Source organism: Streptomyces sp. col6, from assembly GCF_008042035.1.
Taxonomy (GTDB): Bacteria; Actinomycetota; Actinomycetes; order Streptomycetales; family Streptomycetaceae; genus Streptomyces.
Window position 1 is genome coordinate 400,382 of sequence record NZ_RDBL01000013.1, and the last position, 18,697, is coordinate 419,078.

Below are 18,697 nucleotides of genomic sequence, written 5' to 3' on the forward strand. Positions count from 1 at the left end.
GTCACGCCGCCAGTTCCGCCAGTACCGCGTCCGTGAACGCCGGCCACACCTCGGCCGCCCACGGGCCGAAGGCCCGGTCGGTGAGGGCGACGCACGCCGCCCCCGCGGCCGGGTCGATCCACAGGAAGGTGCCCGACTGGCCGAAGTGGCCGAAGGTCGCGGGGGAGGAGGAGGCGCCGGTCCAGTGCGGGGACTTGGCGCCGCGGATCTCGAACCCGAGGCCCCAGTCGTTGGGGTTCTGGTGGCCGAAGCCGGGCAGGACGCCCTTCAGGCCGGGGTGGACGACGGTCTGCGCGGCGAGGACCGTACGCGGGTCGAGCAGGCGGGGGGCCTGCACCTCGGCGGCGAAGCGCGCGAGGTCGTCGACGGTGGAGACGCCGTCCTTGGCGGGGGACCCGTCCAGGGTGGTGGCGGTCATGCCGAGGGGTTCCAGGACCGCCTGTCGAACATATTCCGGGAACGGGATGTCGGCGGCCTTCGCGATGTGGTCGCCCAGGACCTCGAAGCCGGCGTTGGAGTAGAGGCGCCGGTTTCCGGGCGGGGCCATCACCCGGTGCTCGTCGAAGGCGAGGCCGCTGGTGTGGGCGAGGAGGTGGCGCACGGTCGACCCCTCGGGTCCCGCCGGTTCGTCCAGTTCCACCGCGCCCTCCTCGTACGCCACCAGCGCCGCGTAGGCGGCGATCGGTTTGGTGACGGAGGCGAGGGGGAAGCGGTGCGCGGTCGGACCGTGCGTACCGGCGACCGTGCCGTCCGCTCGTACGACGGCCGCCGCCGCGGTGGGGACGGGCCAGTTCTCGATCATCGCCAGGCTCTGCATGCGTACGAGAGTAGATTCCGAGTCCCACCTGTCGAAACCCGCACCCGGTCCCGCTTGCTTCGAGTGCACTCCAACGTCATAGCGTGGAGCCATGACCGTGATGGAGACCACTTCGACCCGGGCCGACATATGCGCCTCCGCCCCCTCGGCGCACCCGCGCCCCGACGGGCAGGACCGGTACACGATCAGTGAGGTGGTCGCGTTCACCGGCCTGACCGCCCACACGCTGCGCTGGTACGAGCGGATCGGCCTCATGCCGCACGTGGACCGGTCGCACACCGGTCAGCGCCGCTTCAGCAACCGGGATCTGGACTGGCTCTCCTTCGTCACCAAGCTGCGGCTGACGGGGATGCCGGTCGCGCACATGGTCCGGTACGCGGAACTCATACGTGAGGGCGACCACACCTTCGAGGAACGGCAGGAACTGCTGGAGGCGACCCGCCGCGACGTGAAGACGCGGATCGCGGAGCTCCAGGACACCCTGGCCGTGCTGGATTACAAGATCGACTTCTATGCGGGCGCCCGGGGGGCGCCGGAAGGGCCCAGTGCCTGATGACTGACAACAAGATCGCCACGGTGGAGCTCGGCAGGGGCGGCCCCCGGATCGGGGTCCAGGGCCTCGGCTGCATGGGCATCAGCGAGTTCTACGGCGACACCGACGAGGCCTCGGCCCGCGAGACGCTGGAGACGGCGCTCGCGGCGGGCGTCACCCTCTTCGACACCGCCGACATCTACGGCAGCGGCGCCAACGAGACGTTCCTCGCGCCGTTCGTCGGGGCGCACCGCGACGAGATCACCCTCGCCACCAAGTTCGCCATCGAGCGGCGCGAGGAGGACCCGGACTACCGGGGTGTGAACAACGACCCCGCCTACATCCGCAAGGCCGTCGAGGCGAGCCTGCGCCGGCTCGGCACCGACGTGATCGACCTCTACTACATGCACCGCCACGACCCGGCCGTCCCGTTCGCCGAGTCCGTCGGCGCCATGGCCGAGCTGGTCGAGCAGGGCAAGGTCAAGCAGCTCGGGCTCAGCGAGGTGACCGGCGCCGAACTGCGCGAGGCGCACGCCGTGCACCCGATCGCCGCCCTCCAGTCCGAGTGGTCCCTCTTCAGCCGGGACGTCGAGCGCAGCGCGGTGGCCGCCGCGGCCGACCTCGGCGTGACGGTCGTGCCGTACTCGCCGCTGGGCCGCGGCTTCCTCACCGGGTCGTTCGCGGACGCGGGCAAGGAGCTGTCCCAGGGCGACTTCCGCGCCTCGCAGCCGCGCATGACCGGCGAGAACGCGAAGGCCAACGCGGCGCTCCTGGAGCCCGTCCACAAGATCGCAGCCGCGCACGGGGCGACCGCCGGGCAGGTCGCGCTCGCCTGGGTGCAGCAGCGCGCCCAGGTGCACGGCATCACCGTCGTCCCGATCCCGGGCACCCGTAAGAGCCACCGCCTCCTGGAGAACGTGGGCGCGACCCGCCTCACGCTCACCGACGACGAGCTGGCCCTGCTGGAACCGATCGCCGGGCAGGTCGCGGGCGACCGTTACCAGGACATGAGCATGACCTCGCTCGCGCGGGAGTAGCGGGCGGGTAGCCTCCGCACGGGAACCGACTCAGGAGGCAGCAGCATGGCGATTCAACGGATGGACAACGTCGGCATCGTTGTCGAGGACCTGGACGCCGCCATCGCGTTCTTCACGGAACTCGGGATGGAGCTGGAGGGCAAGGGCGAGGTCCAGGGCGGCTTCGCCGACCAGTGCACCGGGCTCGACGGCACCCACTGCGAGATCGCGATGCTCCGCACCCCGGACGGCCACAGCCGGCTGGAACTCGCGAGGTACCTCAGCCCCGCGCTGATCGACGCCCCGCGCGACCGGCCGCACAACGTGCTGGGGACGCACCGCGTCATGTTCGCCGTCGACGACATCGAGGACACCGTCGCCCGGGTGCGCCCTCTCGGCGGCGAACTCGTGGGCAGCATCGCCCGGTTCGAGGACAGCTACCTGCTCTGCTACCTGCGTGGCCCGGACGGCGTGATCGTCGGCCTGGCCGAGCAGCTGGGCGGGAACGGTTAGCACCTGCCGCTCCGGTCAGGCCGGGCTCGCGCCCTCGGCGATCGCCGTGAACGCGCGCAGCGACTCGGTGCCCGGGGCGAAGTAGCCGGTGTGCCCGTCGGCGTCGTCGGCGGGCACCCGGCGGGCGCCGAACCCGGGCGACGCGGGGTCGGCGCCGTGGCCGAGCCCGGCGAACTCGATGTGCGGGACCTTGCCGATCCAGTCGCCGGGGTCCTTCGCCGCCCACACCCGCGCCCCGGTGTGCAGAGCGGCCACGTTGTCCGCGCGCATCCCGGGGGAGCCGAGGACCACCAGGTCGGCGGTGTGCAGCCGGGGCGCGGCCAGACCGCAGACGACCGAGCCGTAGCTGTGGCAGAACACCGTGGTGACGGGCGTCCCGGCCGCCGCGAGCCCGTCCGTGAACCGGGTCAGCCGGACGGAGCCCGCCTCGGCCAGGGTGCCGCGCGCGGCGTCGAGGCCGAGGCCCACCGGGGTGGTGTACCCGGCCCAGGCGATCACGGCGGTGCCCGGACCCGTGCCCGCGTACAGCGACCTGGCCATGCCGGCCGGGGTGCCGTACACATCGGTCGTGCGGTCGAACGTGCCCGCGTCGATGTCGGAACCGGGCACGATCACGGACACCCGCCGGGCTGTCGCCAAGTCGCCGAAAACCTCCGCCACTTGGCCCCGTCCGCGCGGGTCGAACGCCAGGATGCGGCGGTCCGGGTCCTCGGCGAGGTGCGCGTACCGGGGGTCGTGCGAGGCCTTCAGGGCCAGGGCGTTGGCCCGGTAGCGCAGTTCTGCCGGCGCCCCGTCCAGGTTGCCGACGACGAGCGGGTGCCGGACCGCCAGCGTCTGCTGCTCCGCCTCGGTCAGCTCCGCGAAGAAGCGGGCCACTTCGGCGGGCGAGTCCCGTTCCGGGTCGGGCAGTTCGCGCCCCAGCGCGTGGTCGGCCCGCCAGGACGCCGTACCGGGCGGCGGTCCCGTGACGGCCTGCTGGGCGTTGCCCGTCACCCAGCCCGCCGTCCCCGACACCACGGTGGTCGCCAGTGCGACCGCGACCAGGGTCCTCGCGTAACGCCGCATCCGCCCCGCCCTCCCTCTCCGGCCGAACCGGCCGTTTCCCGCGCGCTGTCCGGCGCGACGGGAGGAAGGTAGGAACGCGGTGGGTGTGCGGGCGTCACCCCGGGGGGCCAACTGCCGTGTGATACCGGGGTAGGGGGTGTAGCGGGTGCCCCGGGGGGAGCCGGGGACCACCGCCCCGCCTCCCGGTCCGTCAGGCGGAGCCCGGGACCACGAGCCCCGCCTCGTACGCGAAGATCACCGCCTGGGCCCGGTCGCGCAGGGAGAGCTTCGCCAGGACACGCCCGATGTGTGTCTTGACGGTCTGCTCGGCGAGCACCAGCCGCCCGGCGATCTCCTGGTTCGACAGACCGCGCGCGATCAGCTCCAGGACCTCGGTCTCACGCGGGGTCAGCCCGTTCAGCCGCAACGCGGCCCCTCCCCGGGCCGCCGCCGACGGCTGCTGCCTGGCGAAGTCCGCTATCAGACGGCGCGTCACGGACGGCGCGAGCAGCGCGTCGCCCGCCGCCACCACCCGTACCGCCGCGATGAGATCCGCCGGGGGCGCGTCCTTCAGCAGGAAGCCGGACGCCCCGGCGCGCAGCGCCTCGTACACGTAGTCGTCCACGTCGAACGTGGTCAGCATCAGCACCCTGGGCACGTGGACCACCCCCGGCGGCGGGTCCAACAGCTCCCGGGCCGCCGCGAGTCCGTCCATCTCGGGCATCCGGACGTCCATCAGCACGACGTCCGGGTGGACCCGGCGGCTGACGTCGATGCCCTGGCGGCCGTCCGGCGCCTCGCCGACCACGTCGATGTCCGCCTGCGCCGCCAGCAGGGCCGCGAAACCCGCCCGCACCATGGCCTGGTCGTCGACGATGATCACACGGATGGTCACGGTTCCTCCGGACTCAGGGGGCGTCGGCGGGCCCGGCCGGGGGCAGTGGCAGCCGCGCGGCGACCCGGAACCCCCCGTCCGGCAGCGGTCCGGTGTCCAGCGAGCCGCCGGTCAACCGTACGCGTTCGCGCATCCCGACGAGACCGTGCCCCGTTCCCGCCGTCTCCAGCGGTGAAACCGGCTGCTCCGACGGGCCGTTGACGACCAGTACGGTCAGATGCGCCCCGTCCGACGTGACCGAGACCCGGGTGCGGGCGCCGGGCGCGTGCCGGACCACATTGGCCAGCGCCTCCTGCACGATCCGGTACGCCGACAGGTCCACGGCCGGGGGTACGTCACCCAGGTCCGCGGCCAGCGACAGCTCGGCCGGCAGCCCCGCGCGTACCGTCGCCTCCACCAGCTGCTGCAAGCGGTCGATCCCCGGCTGCGGGGCGCGCTCGCCCTCCGTGCCGTCGCCGCGCAGCACCACGAGCAGCCGCCGCATCTCGGTCAGCGACTCCCGCGCGCTCGCCGCGATCGTCCCGAACTCCTCGCGCGCCTCGTCCGACAACCCGGTGAGCCGATAGGGCGCGGAGTCCGCCTGGACGGTGATCACGGACATGTGGTGGGCGACCACGTCGTGCAGCTCGCGGGCGATCCGGGCCCGCTCCTCCAGCAGCGTCCGGCGGGCGCGCTCCGCCTCGCTGACGGTCTCCTGCTCGGCGAGCCGGCGCTGTGCGACGCGCCGTTCCCGGACCGCCGCGCCGATCACCAGCACCACGGCCCCGAACAGGGGCAGGAGCAGCGCGCTGCCGTTGCTGCGGTCCGCGCGGGTCAGATGGAGGATGAGGCTCGCCGCGCCGGTCGCCAGCCAGACGGCGACGAGAACGCGCCGGGATCTGCGCAGGGCCAGCGCGAGGAGCAGGAAGAGGTAGGCGATCAGCGGCGCGGGCGGCCACGGCCACACGTCGTACTCGTGGGCCGGCTGCCCGAGGAGCACCAGCGCGCCCGCGATGTCCGCCGGGAAGATGATCCACCACGCCCACAGCGGCCGCCGCGCCAGGAGCAGCAGGGGCGCGGCCTGGGTGACGGCCAGGGTGGTGGCGACCGCGATGTCGAGGTCGTACTGATCGAGAAGGTTGGCCAGGGTGACGGGGAGGAAGAGCGCTGTCAGGGCGACGGCGGCGGCCTGCGGCAGGAAACCGGACCGGAGCCGTGAACCGGAGGCGGGCGCGGATATCGGCTCGGCCATCGCGGACGCTACAGCTCGGCGAGGAGCTGCGCCTTCTTCGCGCTGAACTCCTCGTCGGTCACGAGTCCCGCGCGGTGCAGCTCACCGAGGTGGTGGATGCGCTCCGCGATGTCCGCCGGATCGCGCCGGGCGGCGGCGGTGAGGGAAGCGGCCGGGGGCGCGGACTGTTTCCTGCGTACGGATTCCAGGACGGCCGCCGCGAAGGGCAGCGACTCGTGGACCGGGCCGTAGCCGAGCCCGAAGATGACCGCCGCGGGGTCCTGGTCGGCCCGCGCGGGCCGGGGTATCACCGGCTGGACGCCCGTGGCCGTCCCGGTGCCGGCCGCGGGGCCGGTGAGGAGGTCCGACGCGGGGGCCACGGCATCGCACCCCTTGGGCAGCAGCCGCAGATAGCCCTCCAGGCCCTCCGGCGAACGCCACTCGACCCCGCACAGGTCCGCGACCGGGAACATCTGGTCGCCGGCCTTCCACTTCTCCGAGGACGCGCCCGTCCAGAACCAGCGGAAGGAGATCCGCTCGCCGTCGAAGCCGGCCCGGCCGTCGTACGCCTTGAACTGCATCGGCGCCTCGGGCGCGGCGACCAGGAAACGGTCGGCGGGCTCGCCCGCGTCCGCGCCGAGACAGGCCCGCAGCTCGTCCGCGTAGTACTCGGCGAGGGTCTCGCGAGCGGCGGGGAGCACCAGGCGGTACGGGTCGCAGCCGTCCTTCAGCTGCCCGTCGGCGGCCTCCAGGAGCGGGTCGGCTCCGGGGCGCGGGACCGCGCGCAGCACCACCGTGCCCCGCTTGCCCGGGGTCAGCGTCACCGACGACAGCGCCGCGTGCGGGACGCGGCGCTCGCGAAGACTCTGGAGGAGTCTCGGCGTGCGTATACCCCGTTCGTAGCGGATGAGCACGGAGTCGGTGTCGAACTCCCAGGTGGCATGAATTCCGGCCAGCACATCACCCATGCGCCTCATCGTATGCGGCACTTGCCCGCCCCGTCCCCTCTCGGAGTCGACCGCTCCCGGGAACCGGGCACGGTGTCTCTACGCGCGTCAGGCTGTCGTGTTGGCGTACACCCCGTCGTTGCAGGTGCTGTCGGCCGGTGAGCAGGTCACCGAGGTGTACGCGCCCACGCCGATCGCGGCGAAGTTGTCGAGGCTCGCGGTGCCCGGCTCGAAGTAGCCGCTGTGGCCCACCGCCCCGTCCGCCGAGACGACCCGGGCGCCGAAGGCGTGGTCCACCGGATCGGCGCCGTGGCCGAGGCCGCCGAACTCCAGGTTGGGCACGTCCTCGATCCAGTCGCCGCTGTCCCGCATCGCCCACACATGGGCCCGGGTGTGCAGCTGACCGGCGTTGTCGGCCCGCATACCGGGGCTGCCGGCGACCGCGATGTCGTCCACCCGGCCGGGCAGCCTGCTCGCGGCGACCCCGCACAGGACGGAGCCGTAGCTGTGGCAGAACAGCGAGACGGGCGCGGGGCCCGGGAGTGCCCGGACGAGCGCGTCGAGCCGGACCGCCCCGCGCTCGGCGAGGTTCCCCAGGGCCGCGTCCATCCCGATGCCGGCGGGCGTGGTGTAGTCGGCCCAGGCGATCACGGCGGTGCGCACCTCGGGGCGCGCGGCGCGCTCGGCGGCGTACAGCGACCTGGCCATGCCGACGGGCGCGGCGTTGGTCTTGGCGCCGGTGCGTTCCAGCGTCAGGAGGTTGGTGTCGACTCCGGGCACCACGAGCGAGATACGGCGCGCCCGGTCGAGGTCGCCGAACACCTCGGCGGCCAGTCCGCGCCCCGACGGGTCGAACGCCAGGAAGTGCCGGTCCCGGGCGAGCATCGAGCGGAAGCGGTCCAGGCGGTGCTGCGCCTCGGTGCGGCCGACGGCGGACAGCCTGGTGTCGTGGACGCGCTTCTGCTCGACCGCGCTCGCCTGTCCGATCGCCCGCCGGTTCGCCCGGTAACGGGTGGTGACCGGGGCGCCGTTGAGGTTTCCCACCACCAGCGGGTAGCGGTCGGCGAGCTGCGCGCGCTGCCCGGCGGTCAGCGTGGCGAAGAAGTGCGCCAGCTTGTACGGCGGGGCGTCGGCATCCGGCAGCGGCTGTCCCGCTATCGATCCCTTGGCCCAGGCGGCCAGCGCGAGCGTGCGGGAGTCGGCGGAACGCTGGTGGTGCACGGCGGTCCAGCCGGTCGTCGCGAGCATCACGAAGACGACCGCCAGGGCGAGCAGCGCGCGCCAGGCGGTGAGCGTGGGTGAGGAATCGAAGGAAGTCACTCCGGACCACCCTAGGAGACGCGCGTGGCCGGTTTGTGAGCAGGGTGACGCAGATCACCCGACTGTGCGGAATGACACGGCGTCCGCCTCACGCTGCGTACGGCATTGCGGCACGCTCCGCGCCGCCGGAAGCGCCGCGCTCACGGGCTGTTGACGGGGTGTGTCGTGCTGCTGTGTTCACGGCGTGCGCGGTGTGCGCCATCTCTCGGAGAGGGCCGGGGTGAGCGCGTCGAGATACGTCTCGGTCAGGACGCGGAGTGATTCCATGCCCCCGTCCCCTCCCTGGCCCCACAGTTGGCCCGCCGCGCGCATGACCCCGGAGAACGCGGCGACGGCGACCCGGGGGCGCGGGTCGCGTGCTGTGTCCAGCCCCTCGCGCTCCGCGATCAGTTCGGTGATCTGGTTCTCCAGGACGATGCTGCGGCGCAGATGGGCGGCGAGCAGCGACGGCGTCGATTCGATCATCCGGTAGGCGCGCATGTGGAGTTCGACCGGGATGATCGCCTCCACGGTCTCCCCGATGCTGTTCCAGGCGCACAGCACGGCGCGGCGCATGGCCTCGAACGGGGCCTCTTCCGCGGGCCGTTGGCGTAGCTCGGAGAGGAAGTGCGACTCCACCATGTCCTGCACGGCGAAGACGACCGCCTCCTTGCCCGCGAAGTAGCGGAAGAACGTGCGCTGGGAGACCTCGACCGCGTCGGCGATCTCGTCGACGGTGGTCTCCTCGTACCCGTGGGTGGTGAAGAGCTCGAGGGCGGCGACGAGCAGCGCGTCGCGGGTGCGCCGCTTCTTGCGCTCGCGCAGCCCGGTGGGGAGCGCCGCGGACGGCTGCGCTTCGGTCACTGAACCGGCCCTCTTTTCCCTGCTTTGTGCAGCTCAGCTTACCTGTGAGCTACATGACAGTTACCGACTAGTGAAATGGTTGGTCAACTGTCAGTGACTGACACTAATCTCACGCGTATGACTAGTCAGACCACCGTCGAAAAGGCTCCGCGGGAGCCCCGGGACCCCGTCGGCCCCGCACCTGCCAAGGGGCTGCGCGGCCACCCCTGGCTGACGCTGTTCTCCGTGGCCATCGGCGTGATGATGGTCGCGCTCGACGGCACGATCGTCGCGATCGCCAACCCCGCCATCCAGCAGGACCTGGGCGCCTCGCTCGCCGATGTCCAGTGGATCACCAACGGCTACATGCTCGCCCTCGCGGTCTCCCTGATCACCGCGGGCAAGCTCGGTGACCGCTTCGGCCACCGTCAGACCTTCCTCATCGGTGTCGTCGGCTTCGCGGCCGCGTCGGGGGCCATCGGCCTGTCCGACAGCGTCGCCCTCGTGATCATCTTCCGGGTGCTCCAGGGCCTGTTCGGCGCGCTGCTCATGCCGGCCGCGCTCGGGCTGCTGCGCGCCACCTTCCCGGCCGAGAAGCTGAACATGGCCATCGGCATCTGGGGCATGGTGATCGGCGCCTCGACCGCGGGCGGCCCGATCCTCGGCGGTGTGCTCGTCGAGCACGTCAGCTGGCAGTCCGTCTTCTTCATCAACGTGCCGGTCGGCGTGCTCGCCCTGGTGCTCGGTGTGCTGATCCTCAAGGACCACCGCGCCGAGAACGCCCCGCGCTCGTTCGACATCGCCGGCATCGTGCTGTTGTCCGGTGCGATGTTCTGCCTGATCTGGGCGCTCATCAAGGGCGCCGAGTGGGGCTGGGGCGACTTCCAGACGGTCGGCTTCCTGGCCGGCGCGGTCATCCTGTTCCTGCTCTTCGCCCTGGTCGAGCAGCGCGTCAAGGAGCCGCTGGTCCCGCTGGCGATGTTCCGGTCCGTCCCGCTCTCCGCGGGCACGGTCCTGATGGTGCTGATGGCCTTCGCGTTCATGGGCGGCCTCTTCTTCGTCACCTTCTACCTGCAGAACGTGCACGGCATGAAGGCGGTCGACGCGGGCCTGCACCTGCTGCCGCTGACCGCGATGATGATCGTCGCCTCGCCGGTGGCGGGCGCCCTGATCACCAGGTTCGGCCCGCGCGTCCCGCTGGTGGGCGGCATGATCTGCACCGCCGTCGCGTGCTTCGGCATGTCCCAGCTGACCGTCGGCACGGGCACGCTCACCATGTCGGTCTGGTTCGCCCTGCTCGGCCTCGGGCTCGCCCCCGTCATGGTCGGTGCCACCGAGGTCATCGTCGGCAACGCCCCGATGGAGCTCTCCGGCGTCGCGGGCGGCCTCCAGCAGGCCGCCATGCAGGTCGGCGGCAGCCTCGGTACGGCGGTGCTCGGCGCGATCATGGCCTCCCGCGTCGACTCCGAGCTGCCGGGCAACTGGAAGGAGGCCCAGCTCCCGCCGCTCTCGCCCGAGCAGCTCGACCAGGCCTCCTCCGCCATCAAGGTCGGCATGCCGCCCGTCACCGAGGAGACCCCGCCGGAGATCGCGGGCAGGATCGCGGGCGTCGCGCACGACACCTTCGTCTCCGGCATGAGCACCGCGTTCATGGTCGCCGGCATCGTCGCGGTGGTCGCCGCGCTGGTCGCCACGCTGACCAAGCGCGGTGAGAACGCGGAGGCGGGCATGGGCGGCGGCCACATCTGACGGTCCCGTCACACCGCGCGCGTGAACACGGCGCATCCCACGGCCCCGCCGGAGCGATCCGGCGGGGCCGTCACCTTTCCGGCGGGTTCATCACCTTTCAGGGTGAACCCCGCCCCGAACCCTTCCGATTACGCAGAGTAACCATCGAGGGTGGTGGTGGAAGATCCACATCGGTGGCTCCACTCAGCGTTTCCATCACCACGGGGGTTCATCTCGCATGCGTACGACCACTGCTGCGGCCGCCCTGGCCGCCGTTCTCCTCGCCGTCACGGCCCTGTTCTCGTCCCCGCCGCCCGCCCGCGCCACGGCCGCTCAGACGGCTGTCACCGCGCCCGTCCGGCTCGGGGACTGCGGGAGCGGGCAGCTCTGCCTCTGGGCGAAACCCGACTTCACCGGGGCCCGGCAGACCCATGAGCTGTCCACCATCGACATCGAGAGCTGCGTCCCGCTGAAAACCGGCACCACCGCCCAGGCCCTCGCCAACCGCACCGGCCGGCCCGTCACCACCTACCAGTCCGCCGAGTGCCAGGAGACCGGCGAGTTCGAGACGTATCCGGGCGGCGGCACCTGGCTGCCACGCTCGCCGTACCAGGTGCGCGCCTTCAAGGTCTGGGAGAGCTGACCGGCCCCGGACACGCCGCGGGGCGGCGGCACCCATCCGGGCACCGCCGCCCCGCACCGGTCACAGCGTTACGCGTCGCCGCCCGCGGCCCCGGGATCGGCCGAGGCCACGTCCAGCAGCTCGTAGCGGTCGACCGCCGTCTTCAGCACCGAACGGTCGATCTTCCCGTCCTTCGCCAGCTCCGTGAGCACCGCGAGCACGATCGACTGCGCGTCGATGTGGAAGAACCGCCGCGCCGCGCCCCGCGTGTCCGCGAAGCCGAACCCGTCCGCGCCCAGCGACTGATACGCGCCGGGCACCCAGCGCGCGATCTGGTCCGGCACGGACCGCATCCAGTCCGACACCGCCACGAACGGCCCCTGCGACCCGGAGAGCTTGCGCGTTACGTACGGGACGCGCTGCTCCTCCTCCGGGTGCAGCAGGTTGTACCGCTCCACGTCCACGGCCTCGCGCCGCAGCTCGTTCCAGGAGGTCGCCGACCAGACGTCCGCCTTCACGTTCCACTCGTCCGCGAGGATGCGCTGCGCCTCGACCGCCCACGGCACCGCCACACCGGACGCCAGGATCTGGGCCGGGATCTCGCCCTTCTCCCCGCTGCTGTAGCGGTAGACGCCCTTCAGGATGCCCTCGACGTCCACGTCGGCGGGCTCCGCCGGGTGCTGGATCGGCTCGTTGTAGACGGTGAGGTAGTAGAAGACGTCCTCGTTCTCCTCGGGCGTCCCGCCGTACATGCGGCGCAGACCGTCCTGGACGATGTGCGCGATCTCGTACCCGAACGCCGGGTCGTAGGCCACACAGCCCGGGTTGGTCGAGGCCAGCAGCTGCGAGTGCCCGTCGGCGTGCTGGAGCCCCTCGCCGGTCAGCGTCGTCCGGCCGGCCGTCGCGCCCAGCACGAAGCCGCGCGCGAGCTGGTCGGCCATCTGCCAGAACTGGTCACCGGTGCGCTGGAACCCGAACATCGAGTAGAAGACGTACACCGGGATCAGCGGCTCGCCGTGCGTCGCGTACGCCGAACCCGCGGCGATCAGCGAGGCCGTGCAGCCCGCCTCGGAGATGCCGTCGTGCAGCATCTGCCCGGTCGGCGACTCCTTGTACGCGAGCAGCAGATCGCGGTCCACCGACTCGTACTGCTGCCCGAGCGGGTTGTAGATCTTCGCGCTCGGGAAGAAGGCGTCCATGCCGAAGGTGCGGTACTCGTCGGGCGCGATCAGCACGAAACGCTTGCCGATCTCCTTGTCCCGCATGAGGTCCTTCAGGATGCGGACGAACGCCATGGTGGTGGCGATCGACTGCTGTCCCGAACCCTTCTTCGCCGTCGCGTACGTCTTGTCCCCGGGCAGTTCCAGCGGCTTCGCACGCACCACCCGGGTCGGGACGTAGCCGCCCAGGCCCTTGCGGCGGTCGTGCATGTACTGGATCTCCTCCGAGCCGCGGCCCGGGTGGTAGTACGGCGGGTTGCCGTCCTCCAGCTCCTTGTCCGCGATCGGGATGTGCAGCCGGTCCCGGAACCGCTTCAGGTCCTCGGCGGTGAGCTTCTTCATCTGATGGGTCGCGTTGCGGCCCTCGAAGTTCGGCCCCAGCGTCCAGCCCTTGACCGTCTGCGCCAGGATCACCGTCGGCTGGCCCTTGTGGGCCTTGGCCGCCGCGTACGCCGCGTACACCTTGCGGTGGTCGTGACCGCCGCGTCCCAGGTGCAGGATCTGCTGGTCGGTCATGTCCTTGACCATCTCGCGCAGCCTCGGGTCGTCCCCGAAGAAGTGCTCCCGGATGTACGCGCCGGTCTCCGTCGCGTACGTCTGGAACTGGCCGTCCGGCGTCGTGTTCAGCTTGTTGACCAGGATGCCCGTGCGGTCCTGCGCCAGCAGCGGATCCCAGGACCGGTCCCAGACCAGCTTGATGACGTTCCACCCGGCGCCCCGGAACTGGGACTCCAGCTCCTGGATGACCTTGCCGTTGCCGCGCACCGGGCCGTCGAGGCGCTGGAGGTTGCAGTTGACGACGAAGGTCAGGTTGTCCAGGCCCTCGCGGGCGGCGATGGACAGCTGCCCCAGCGACTCCGGCTCGTCCATCTCGCCGTCGCCGAGGTAGGCCCACACATGCGAGTTCGACGTGTCGGCGAGGCCGCGCGCCTCCATGTAGCGGTTCATCCGCGCCTGGTAGATCGCGCCGAGCGGGCCGAGGCCCATCGACACGGTCGGGAACTCCCAGAAGTCCGGCATCAGCCGCGGGTGCGGGTAGCTGGACAGCCCGTTCGGCGCCTTCGACTTCTCCTGGCGGAACGCGTCCAGCTGCGCCTCGCTCAGCCGGTCCAGCAGGAACGCGCGGGCGTAGATCCCGGGGGACGCGTGCCCCTGGAAGAAGATCTGGTCACCGCCCAGACCGTCGTCTTTGCCGCGGAAGAAGTGGTTGAAACCGACGTCGTACAGCGAGGCGGAGGACGCGAACGTGGCGATGTGCCCGCCCACGCCGATCCCCGGACGCTGGGCGCGCGAGACCATCACGGCCGCGTTCCAGCGGGTCGCGTTGAGGATCTTGCGTTCGATCTCCTCGTCGCCGGGGAAGAACGGTTCGTCCTTCGTGGCGATCGTGTTCACGTAGTCCGTGCTGCGCATCTCCGGAACGGCGACGCGCTTCTCGCGCGCGCGCTCGATGAGCCGGAGCATGAGATAGCGGGCCCGCTCACGGCCTCGCTCGTCGACGGCGGCGTCGAGGGAGTCGAGCCATTCCTGGGTCTCTTCGGGATCAAAATCCGGGACCTGACTCGGAAGGCCGCCAATGATGATCGGGTTGCGATCGGATCCGGAAGCCACGCTGTTCCTTCACTGTTCGGTGCTGCGCTTCGGGGCCTGTTACGGGAGTCATGCCCCCGGACATAAGGATGTGTACGCCATCCCCATCGTGTACCGCTGGAACGCGTACGTCATCTCTACCGAGAGGTAACCGCGAACGCGCCCCGGCCCGGTTCCGCCGGGGCGGATGGACGGCCACCGAATGGGTATCGGTGCAGGCAGAAGGCGTCGGACAGGACGGGACAGGCAGGATGACCGGGGACGGACCGCAACCATACGCCCAAGGCGTCCAAGTGTTCCCAAACACTGCTCGACTCCTGATGCCGGGCCGAAACGGCATAAGCTGTCCATGGACGCAGGACGTACGGGGAGTGGAGGAGGACGCGGGCCCTCGCAGGGGCCGCCGACAGCGCGGCGACGTGATACGAAACGTCACCGTTTAGGCGGTCTCGTACGCTGGGTACTTGCGCGATCCGCCGCTCCCGTGTGGACTACGGCCAACGCCCCGCGCACGCGCGTGGCTGAAGCATTTTCCGAAACATGATCAGGAGGCAACCCGTGAGCGCGACCGCGGACCACGCGGAGGAGCGGACCAACCCGGCGGCACGCCTGGGGTTCGAGCCCGGACAGGTGGTCCAGGAGATCGGCTACGACGACGACGTCGAGCTGGAGCTCCGTGAGGGCATTGAGGCCACTATCGGCCAGGAACTCGTCGACGAGGACTACGACGACGTCGCCGACGTTGTCCTGCTCTGGTTCCGTGACGAGGACGGCGACCTTACGGACGCGCTGGTGGATGCCATCGGTCTGCTCGAGGACGGCGGCGTGGTCTGGCTGATGACGCCGAAGACCGGCCGCGACGGATACGTCGAGCCGAGCGACATCAACGAGGCCGCCCAGACCGCCGGGCTCGCCCAGACCAAGAGCGTCAACGCGGGCAAGGACTGGTCGGGAAGCCGTCTCGTCACGCCCAAAGCGGCCAAGGCCAAGCGCTGACCCCACCAACCCCTGAAGGCCCCCGACAGGCATCGCGCCGGCCGGGGGCCTTCGTACGTCCCGTCGCACATCCGTCCCCGATACCCAGTGGCTTGATCCGCGCGTACGCGGGAAGCTTTCCCGGGTGCCGCGCGGCTGCGGGGACCCTCTGCGTAGGGTGGGGGTCACCCGGACAGCCCAGCCCGGTGACGTAGCGAAGGGACGCGTTTCATGGCGATCGAGGTCGGCACCCAGGCCCCGGATTTCGAGCTGAAGGACAACCACGGCCGGACCGTGAAGCTCTCGGATTTCCGCGGCGAGAAGAACGTGGTGCTGCTGTTCTACCCGTTCGCCTTCACCGGGGTCTGCACGGGCGAGCTGTGTGCGCTCCGCGACGAGCTGCCCACGTTCGAGAACGACGACACGCAGCTGCTGGCCGTGTCCAACGACTCCATCCACACCCTGCGCGTCTTCGCCGAGCAGGAGGGCCTGGAGTACCCGCTGCTGTCCGACTTCTGGCCGCACGGAGAGACCTCGCGGGCCTACGGCGTCTTCGACGAGGAGAAGGGCTGCGCGGTGCGCGGCACCTTCATCATCGACAAGGAGGGCGTGGTGCGCTGGACGGTCGTCAACGGCCTGCCCGACGCGCGCGACCTCAACGAATACATCAAGGCGCTCGGCGCCCTCTGATCCGGCTTCGGGCGGATCGCGGGCCGGTCCGCACCCGAAAGCCTGTTGAGGCCGGGAACCGGTCACTAGGATCCACTCGTTGATCCGATGTCAACACGACGTGGAGGCGCCGGCACCGGCCGGCCCCCAAGAAACCAATGGGAGGACTCGTGGGAGTCAGCCTCAGCAAGGGCGGCAACGTCTCGCTGACCAAGGCCGCGCCCAACCTGACCGCGGTCATCGTGGGTCTCGGCTGGGACGCCCGTACCACCACCGGCGGGGACTTCGACCTCGACGCCAGTGCTCTGCTGACGAACGCCGAGGGCAAGGTCGCCAACGACGGCAACTTCGTCTTTTTCAACAACCTCAAGAGCCCCGACGGCTCCGTCGAGCACACCGGTGACAACCTCACCGGTGAGGGCGAGGGCGACGACGAGGTCATCAACGTCAACCTGGCCACGGTGCCGGCCGACGTCGACAAGATCGTCTTCCCGGTCTCGATCTACGAGGCCGAGACCCGCCAGCAGAGCTTCGGCCAGGTTCGCAACGCGTACATCCGCGTCGTCAACCAGGCCGACAACAGCGAGCTCGCGCGCTACGACCTGTCCGAGGACGCGTCGACCGAGACCGCCATGGTCTTCGGCGAGCTCTACCGCAACGGCGCGGAGTGGAAGTTCCGTGCCATCGGTCAGGGCTACGCCTCGGGTCTGCGCGGCATCGCGCAGGACTTCGGCGTCAACGTCTGACCGGTCCGGGGCCCGGCCCCGGCATCAGCATTTCCGTCCGGCGCCGCACCACGTGCGGCGCCGGACGCGCAGGGCGGACGGCTCCGCCGGCCGGCACGGTACCGGCCGGCGGAGCCGTCCGGTACAGAAGACGGTTCATAGACTCGGGGAGGACACACCATGGGCGTCACGCTCGCCAAGGGAGGCAATGTCTCCCTCTCCAAGGCCGCACCCAATCTCACCCAGGTGCTGGTCGGGCTCGGCTGGGACGCACGATCCACGACGGGGGCCGACTTCGACCTCGACGCCAGCGCGCTGCTGTGCCAGTCGGGCCGGGTGCTCGGCGACGAGTGGTTCGTGTTCTACAACAACCTCACGAGCCCCGACGGTTCCGTGGAGCACACCGGTGACAACCTCACGGGTGAGGGCGAGGGCGACGACGAGTCGATCATCGTGAACCTCACGCAGGTGCCGGCCCACTGCGACAAGATCGTCTTTCCGGTGTCGATTCACGAGGCCGACAATCGCGGCCAGACATTCGGCCAGGTCAGCAACGCTTTCATCCGCGTCGTCAATCAGGCCGACGGCCAGGAACTCGCGCGTTACGACCTCACCGAGGACGCCTCCACGGAGACCGCGATGATCTTCGGCGAGCTCTACCGCTACAACGGCGAGTGGAAGTTCCGTGCAGTTGGTCAGGGGTACGCATCGGGGCTGCGAGGCATCGCTCTAGACTTCGGGGTCAACGTTTCGTAAAGCCGCGCACGGCGCGGGGGAGCCCCGTGCACTTCGGGGGAGACCCGTTACATACATGATGGGGTAGCCAGTGCTTCTGAAAACCTTCGGGTGGTCGTTCGCGATCACCGTGATCGGCCTCGTGGCCGCGTGGTTCTACGGGGGGTGGGAAGCCTTCGGTGTGGTGGCGATCCTTTCCGTCCTGGAGATCTCGCTGTCGTTCGACAACGCCGTGGTCAACGCCGGGATCCTGAAGAAGATGTCCGCCTTCTGGCAGAAGATCTTCCTGACCATCGGCGTGATCATCGCGGTCTTCGGTATGCGGCTGGTCTTCCCCGTCGTGATCGTGGCCATTACCGCGAGCCTGAATCCGATCGACGCCATCGATCTCTCGTTCAACGACCCGGACCGCTACAAGGAACTGGTCACGGACGCCCACCCGGCGATCGCCGCCTTCGGTGGCATGTTCCTGCTCATGATCTTCCTCGACTTCATCTTCGAGGACCGTGACATCCAGTGGCTCCGCTGGATCGAGCGCCCGCTGGCCAAGCTCGGCAAGGTCGACATGCTGTCGGTCTGCATCGCCCTGATCGTCCTGCTGATCTCCGCGATGACCGTCGCCACCCACGCCCACCAGCACGGCGGCGGGCATGTGGACAAGGCGGAGACCGTCCTGCTCGCCGGTATCGCGGGTCTGATCACGTATCTCATCGTCGGCGGGCTCTCCGGCTACTTCGAGGACAAACTCGAAGAGGAGGAGGAGCGCGAGCACGAGGAGGAGGAAGAGGCCAAGCGGAGCGGCAAGAAGATCTCCGCGGTCGCCCTCTCCGGCAAGGCCGCGTTCTTCATGTTCCTCTACCTGGAAGTGCTCGACGCGTCCTTCTCGTTCGACGGCGTGATCGGCGCCTTCGCCATCACCAACGAGATCGTGCTCATGGCGCTCGGCCTCGGCATCGGCGCCATGTACGTCCGTTCGCTCACGGTCTACCTGGTCCGCCAGGGCACCCTGGACGACTACGTGTACCTGGAGCACGGCGCGCACTACGCGATCGGCGCGCTCGCGGCCATCCTGCTCGTCACGATCCAGTACGAGATCAACGAGATCATCACCGGCCTCGTCGGCGTCATCCTGATCGCCTGGTCCTTCTGGTCCTCGGTCCGCCGCAACAAGGCGGAAGCGGCGGAGGAAGGCAAGAGCGAAGTGACCGCCGGGGTGTGACCCGGTAGGAATTGAGGGAACGCTCTCTGCGGGGCGGCTCGTACGGCAACGGCTCCGGGACACACACCCGGAGACGGCCCGGAGCCGCCCCGCAGTGG

General features: G+C 70.4%; 18 protein-coding genes. 10 read left to right on the plus strand and 8 right to left on the minus strand.

The features are described 5' to 3' along the window. Position 1 precedes the first annotated feature (1 nt). Positions 2-817, minus strand: a complete 816-nt coding sequence (locus EAO73_RS18375; RefSeq protein WP_147972623.1) for a serine hydrolase domain-containing protein — start codon at positions 815-817, stop codon at positions 2-4. A 91-nt stretch (positions 818-908) separates the two neighbouring features. On the opposite strand from EAO73_RS18375, the gene EAO73_RS18380 reads away from it, so the two are divergent. From EAO73_RS18380 to EAO73_RS18390, 3 genes are read left to right on the plus strand one after another with little or no spacing between them, the layout of a single operon-like run. Next, a complete protein-coding gene (locus EAO73_RS18380; RefSeq protein WP_147972624.1) occupies positions 909-1,370 on the plus strand; it encodes a MerR family transcriptional regulator in 462 nt (153 codons plus the stop codon). Next, the gene (locus EAO73_RS18385) at positions 1,370-2,386 is read left to right on the plus strand and encodes an aldo/keto reductase (RefSeq protein WP_147972625.1); all 1,017 of its coding nucleotides are present in this window, start codon (positions 1,370-1,372) and stop codon (positions 2,384-2,386) included. The genes EAO73_RS18380 and EAO73_RS18385 overlap by 1 nt, the downstream gene beginning before the upstream one ends. 45 nt (positions 2,387-2,431) lie before the next feature. Then, positions 2,432-2,878 (plus strand): VOC family protein, encoded by a 447-nt coding sequence (locus EAO73_RS18390; protein WP_147972626.1) that lies wholly within the window; start codon positions 2,432-2,434, stop codon positions 2,876-2,878. Between the two features lie 15 nt (positions 2,879-2,893). Here the strand turns inward: EAO73_RS18390 and EAO73_RS18395 are convergent, their stop codons facing one another. The 6 genes from EAO73_RS18395 to EAO73_RS18420 all read right to left on the minus strand — a co-directional run bounded on the left by EAO73_RS18395 (position 2,894) and on the right by EAO73_RS18420 (position 9,137). Continuing rightward, positions 2,894-3,943, minus strand: coding sequence for an alpha/beta hydrolase (locus tag EAO73_RS18395; protein ID WP_147972627.1), 1,050 nt, complete (start codon positions 3,941-3,943; stop codon positions 2,894-2,896). Positions 3,944-4,133: 190 nt separating this feature from the next. Beyond that, on the minus strand, positions 4,134-4,817 hold the full coding sequence (locus EAO73_RS18400) for a response regulator (RefSeq protein ID WP_147972628.1): 684 nt from the start codon (positions 4,815-4,817) through the stop codon (positions 4,134-4,136). A gap of 13 nt (positions 4,818-4,830) precedes the next feature. Beyond that, a complete protein-coding gene (locus tag EAO73_RS18405) occupies positions 4,831-6,048 on the minus strand; it encodes a sensor histidine kinase (protein ID WP_147972629.1) in 1,218 nt (405 codons plus the stop codon). Between the two features lie 8 nt (positions 6,049-6,056). After that, on the minus strand, positions 6,057-6,995 hold the full coding sequence (locus EAO73_RS18410; protein WP_147972630.1) for a DUF4429 domain-containing protein: 939 nt from the start codon (positions 6,993-6,995) through the stop codon (positions 6,057-6,059). A gap of 87 nt (positions 6,996-7,082) precedes the next feature. After that, the gene (locus tag EAO73_RS18415; RefSeq protein ID WP_147972631.1) at positions 7,083-8,294 is read right to left on the minus strand and encodes an alpha/beta hydrolase; all 1,212 of its coding nucleotides are present in this window, start codon (positions 8,292-8,294) and stop codon (positions 7,083-7,085) included. Between the two features lie 177 nt (positions 8,295-8,471). After that, positions 8,472-9,137, minus strand: a complete 666-nt coding sequence (locus EAO73_RS18420; RefSeq protein ID WP_147972632.1) for a TetR family transcriptional regulator — start codon at positions 9,135-9,137, stop codon at positions 8,472-8,474. A 117-nt stretch (positions 9,138-9,254) separates the two neighbouring features. Here EAO73_RS18420 and EAO73_RS18425 point away from each other — a divergent pair, with 117 nt between their 5' ends. Together EAO73_RS18425 and EAO73_RS18430 are read left to right on the plus strand one after the other, a co-directional pair. Continuing rightward, complete coding sequence (locus EAO73_RS18425; RefSeq protein ID WP_147972633.1) at positions 9,255-10,865, plus strand: MFS transporter; 1,611 nt, start codon at positions 9,255-9,257, stop codon at positions 10,863-10,865. A 217-nt stretch (positions 10,866-11,082) separates the two neighbouring features. Continuing rightward, the gene (locus tag EAO73_RS18430) at positions 11,083-11,487 is read left to right on the plus strand and encodes a peptidase inhibitor family I36 protein (protein WP_147972634.1); all 405 of its coding nucleotides are present in this window, start codon (positions 11,083-11,085) and stop codon (positions 11,485-11,487) included. A 68-nt stretch (positions 11,488-11,555) separates the two neighbouring features. Here EAO73_RS18430 and aceE read toward each other — a convergent pair whose 3' ends face one another. Then, positions 11,556-14,297, minus strand: coding sequence for a pyruvate dehydrogenase (acetyl-transferring), homodimeric type (gene aceE, locus EAO73_RS18435; RefSeq protein ID WP_147972635.1), 2,742 nt, complete (start codon positions 14,295-14,297; stop codon positions 11,556-11,558). 537 nt (positions 14,298-14,834) lie between these two features. On the opposite strand from aceE, the gene EAO73_RS18440 reads away from it, so the two are divergent. The 5 genes from EAO73_RS18440 (at position 14,835) to EAO73_RS18460 (ending at position 18,599) form a co-directional block, all read left to right on the plus strand. Next, positions 14,835-15,272 carry a DUF3052 domain-containing protein gene (locus EAO73_RS18440; RefSeq protein WP_147972636.1) on the plus strand — a complete coding sequence of 146 codons (438 nt, stop codon included), beginning with the start codon at positions 14,835-14,837 and terminating at the stop codon, positions 15,270-15,272. A 210-nt stretch (positions 15,273-15,482) separates the two neighbouring features. After that, positions 15,483-15,941: a peroxiredoxin gene (locus tag EAO73_RS18445; protein ID WP_018103345.1), complete on the plus strand. Its 459-nt coding sequence runs from the start codon at positions 15,483-15,485 to the stop codon at positions 15,939-15,941. Positions 15,942-16,090: 149 nt separating this feature from the next. After that, positions 16,091-16,666, plus strand: coding sequence for a TerD family protein (locus EAO73_RS18450; RefSeq protein ID WP_026171553.1), 576 nt, complete (start codon positions 16,091-16,093; stop codon positions 16,664-16,666). Between the two features lie 159 nt (positions 16,667-16,825). Beyond that, a complete protein-coding gene (locus EAO73_RS18455; RefSeq protein ID WP_018103347.1) occupies positions 16,826-17,401 on the plus strand; it encodes a TerD family protein in 576 nt (191 codons plus the stop codon). A gap of 70 nt (positions 17,402-17,471) precedes the next feature. Continuing rightward, the gene (locus EAO73_RS18460; RefSeq protein WP_147972637.1) at positions 17,472-18,599 is read left to right on the plus strand and encodes a DUF475 domain-containing protein; all 1,128 of its coding nucleotides are present in this window, start codon (positions 17,472-17,474) and stop codon (positions 18,597-18,599) included. The last annotated feature ends 98 nt before the right edge of the window (positions 18,600-18,697 follow it).

Excerpts from the sequence above, each read along its gene's own strand:
- EAO73_RS18375 (WP_147972623.1), bottom strand. The coding sequence starts at position 817 with ATGCAGAGCCTGGCGATGATCGAGAACTGGCCCGTCCCCACCGCGGCG.
- EAO73_RS18380 (WP_147972624.1), top strand. The coding sequence starts at position 909 with ATGACCGTGATGGAGACCACTTCGACCCGGGCCGACATATGCGCCTCC.
- EAO73_RS18385 (WP_147972625.1), top strand. The coding sequence starts at position 1,370 with ATGACTGACAACAAGATCGCCACGGTGGAGCTCGGCAGGGGCGGCCCC.
- EAO73_RS18390 (WP_147972626.1), top strand. The coding sequence starts at position 2,432 with ATGGCGATTCAACGGATGGACAACGTCGGCATCGTTGTCGAGGACCTG.
- EAO73_RS18395 (WP_147972627.1), bottom strand. The coding sequence starts at position 3,943 with ATGCGGCGTTACGCGAGGACCCTGGTCGCGGTCGCACTGGCGACCACC.
- EAO73_RS18405 (WP_147972629.1), bottom strand. The coding sequence starts at position 6,048 with ATGGCCGAGCCGATATCCGCGCCCGCCTCCGGTTCACGGCTCCGGTCC.
- EAO73_RS18410 (WP_147972630.1), bottom strand. The coding sequence starts at position 6,995 with ATGGGTGATGTGCTGGCCGGAATTCATGCCACCTGGGAGTTCGACACC.
- EAO73_RS18425 (WP_147972633.1), top strand. The coding sequence starts at position 9,255 with ATGACTAGTCAGACCACCGTCGAAAAGGCTCCGCGGGAGCCCCGGGAC.
- EAO73_RS18430 (WP_147972634.1), top strand. The coding sequence starts at position 11,083 with ATGCGTACGACCACTGCTGCGGCCGCCCTGGCCGCCGTTCTCCTCGCC.
- EAO73_RS18445 (WP_018103345.1), top strand. The coding sequence starts at position 15,483 with ATGGCGATCGAGGTCGGCACCCAGGCCCCGGATTTCGAGCTGAAGGAC.
- EAO73_RS18455 (WP_018103347.1), top strand. The coding sequence starts at position 16,826 with ATGGGCGTCACGCTCGCCAAGGGAGGCAATGTCTCCCTCTCCAAGGCC.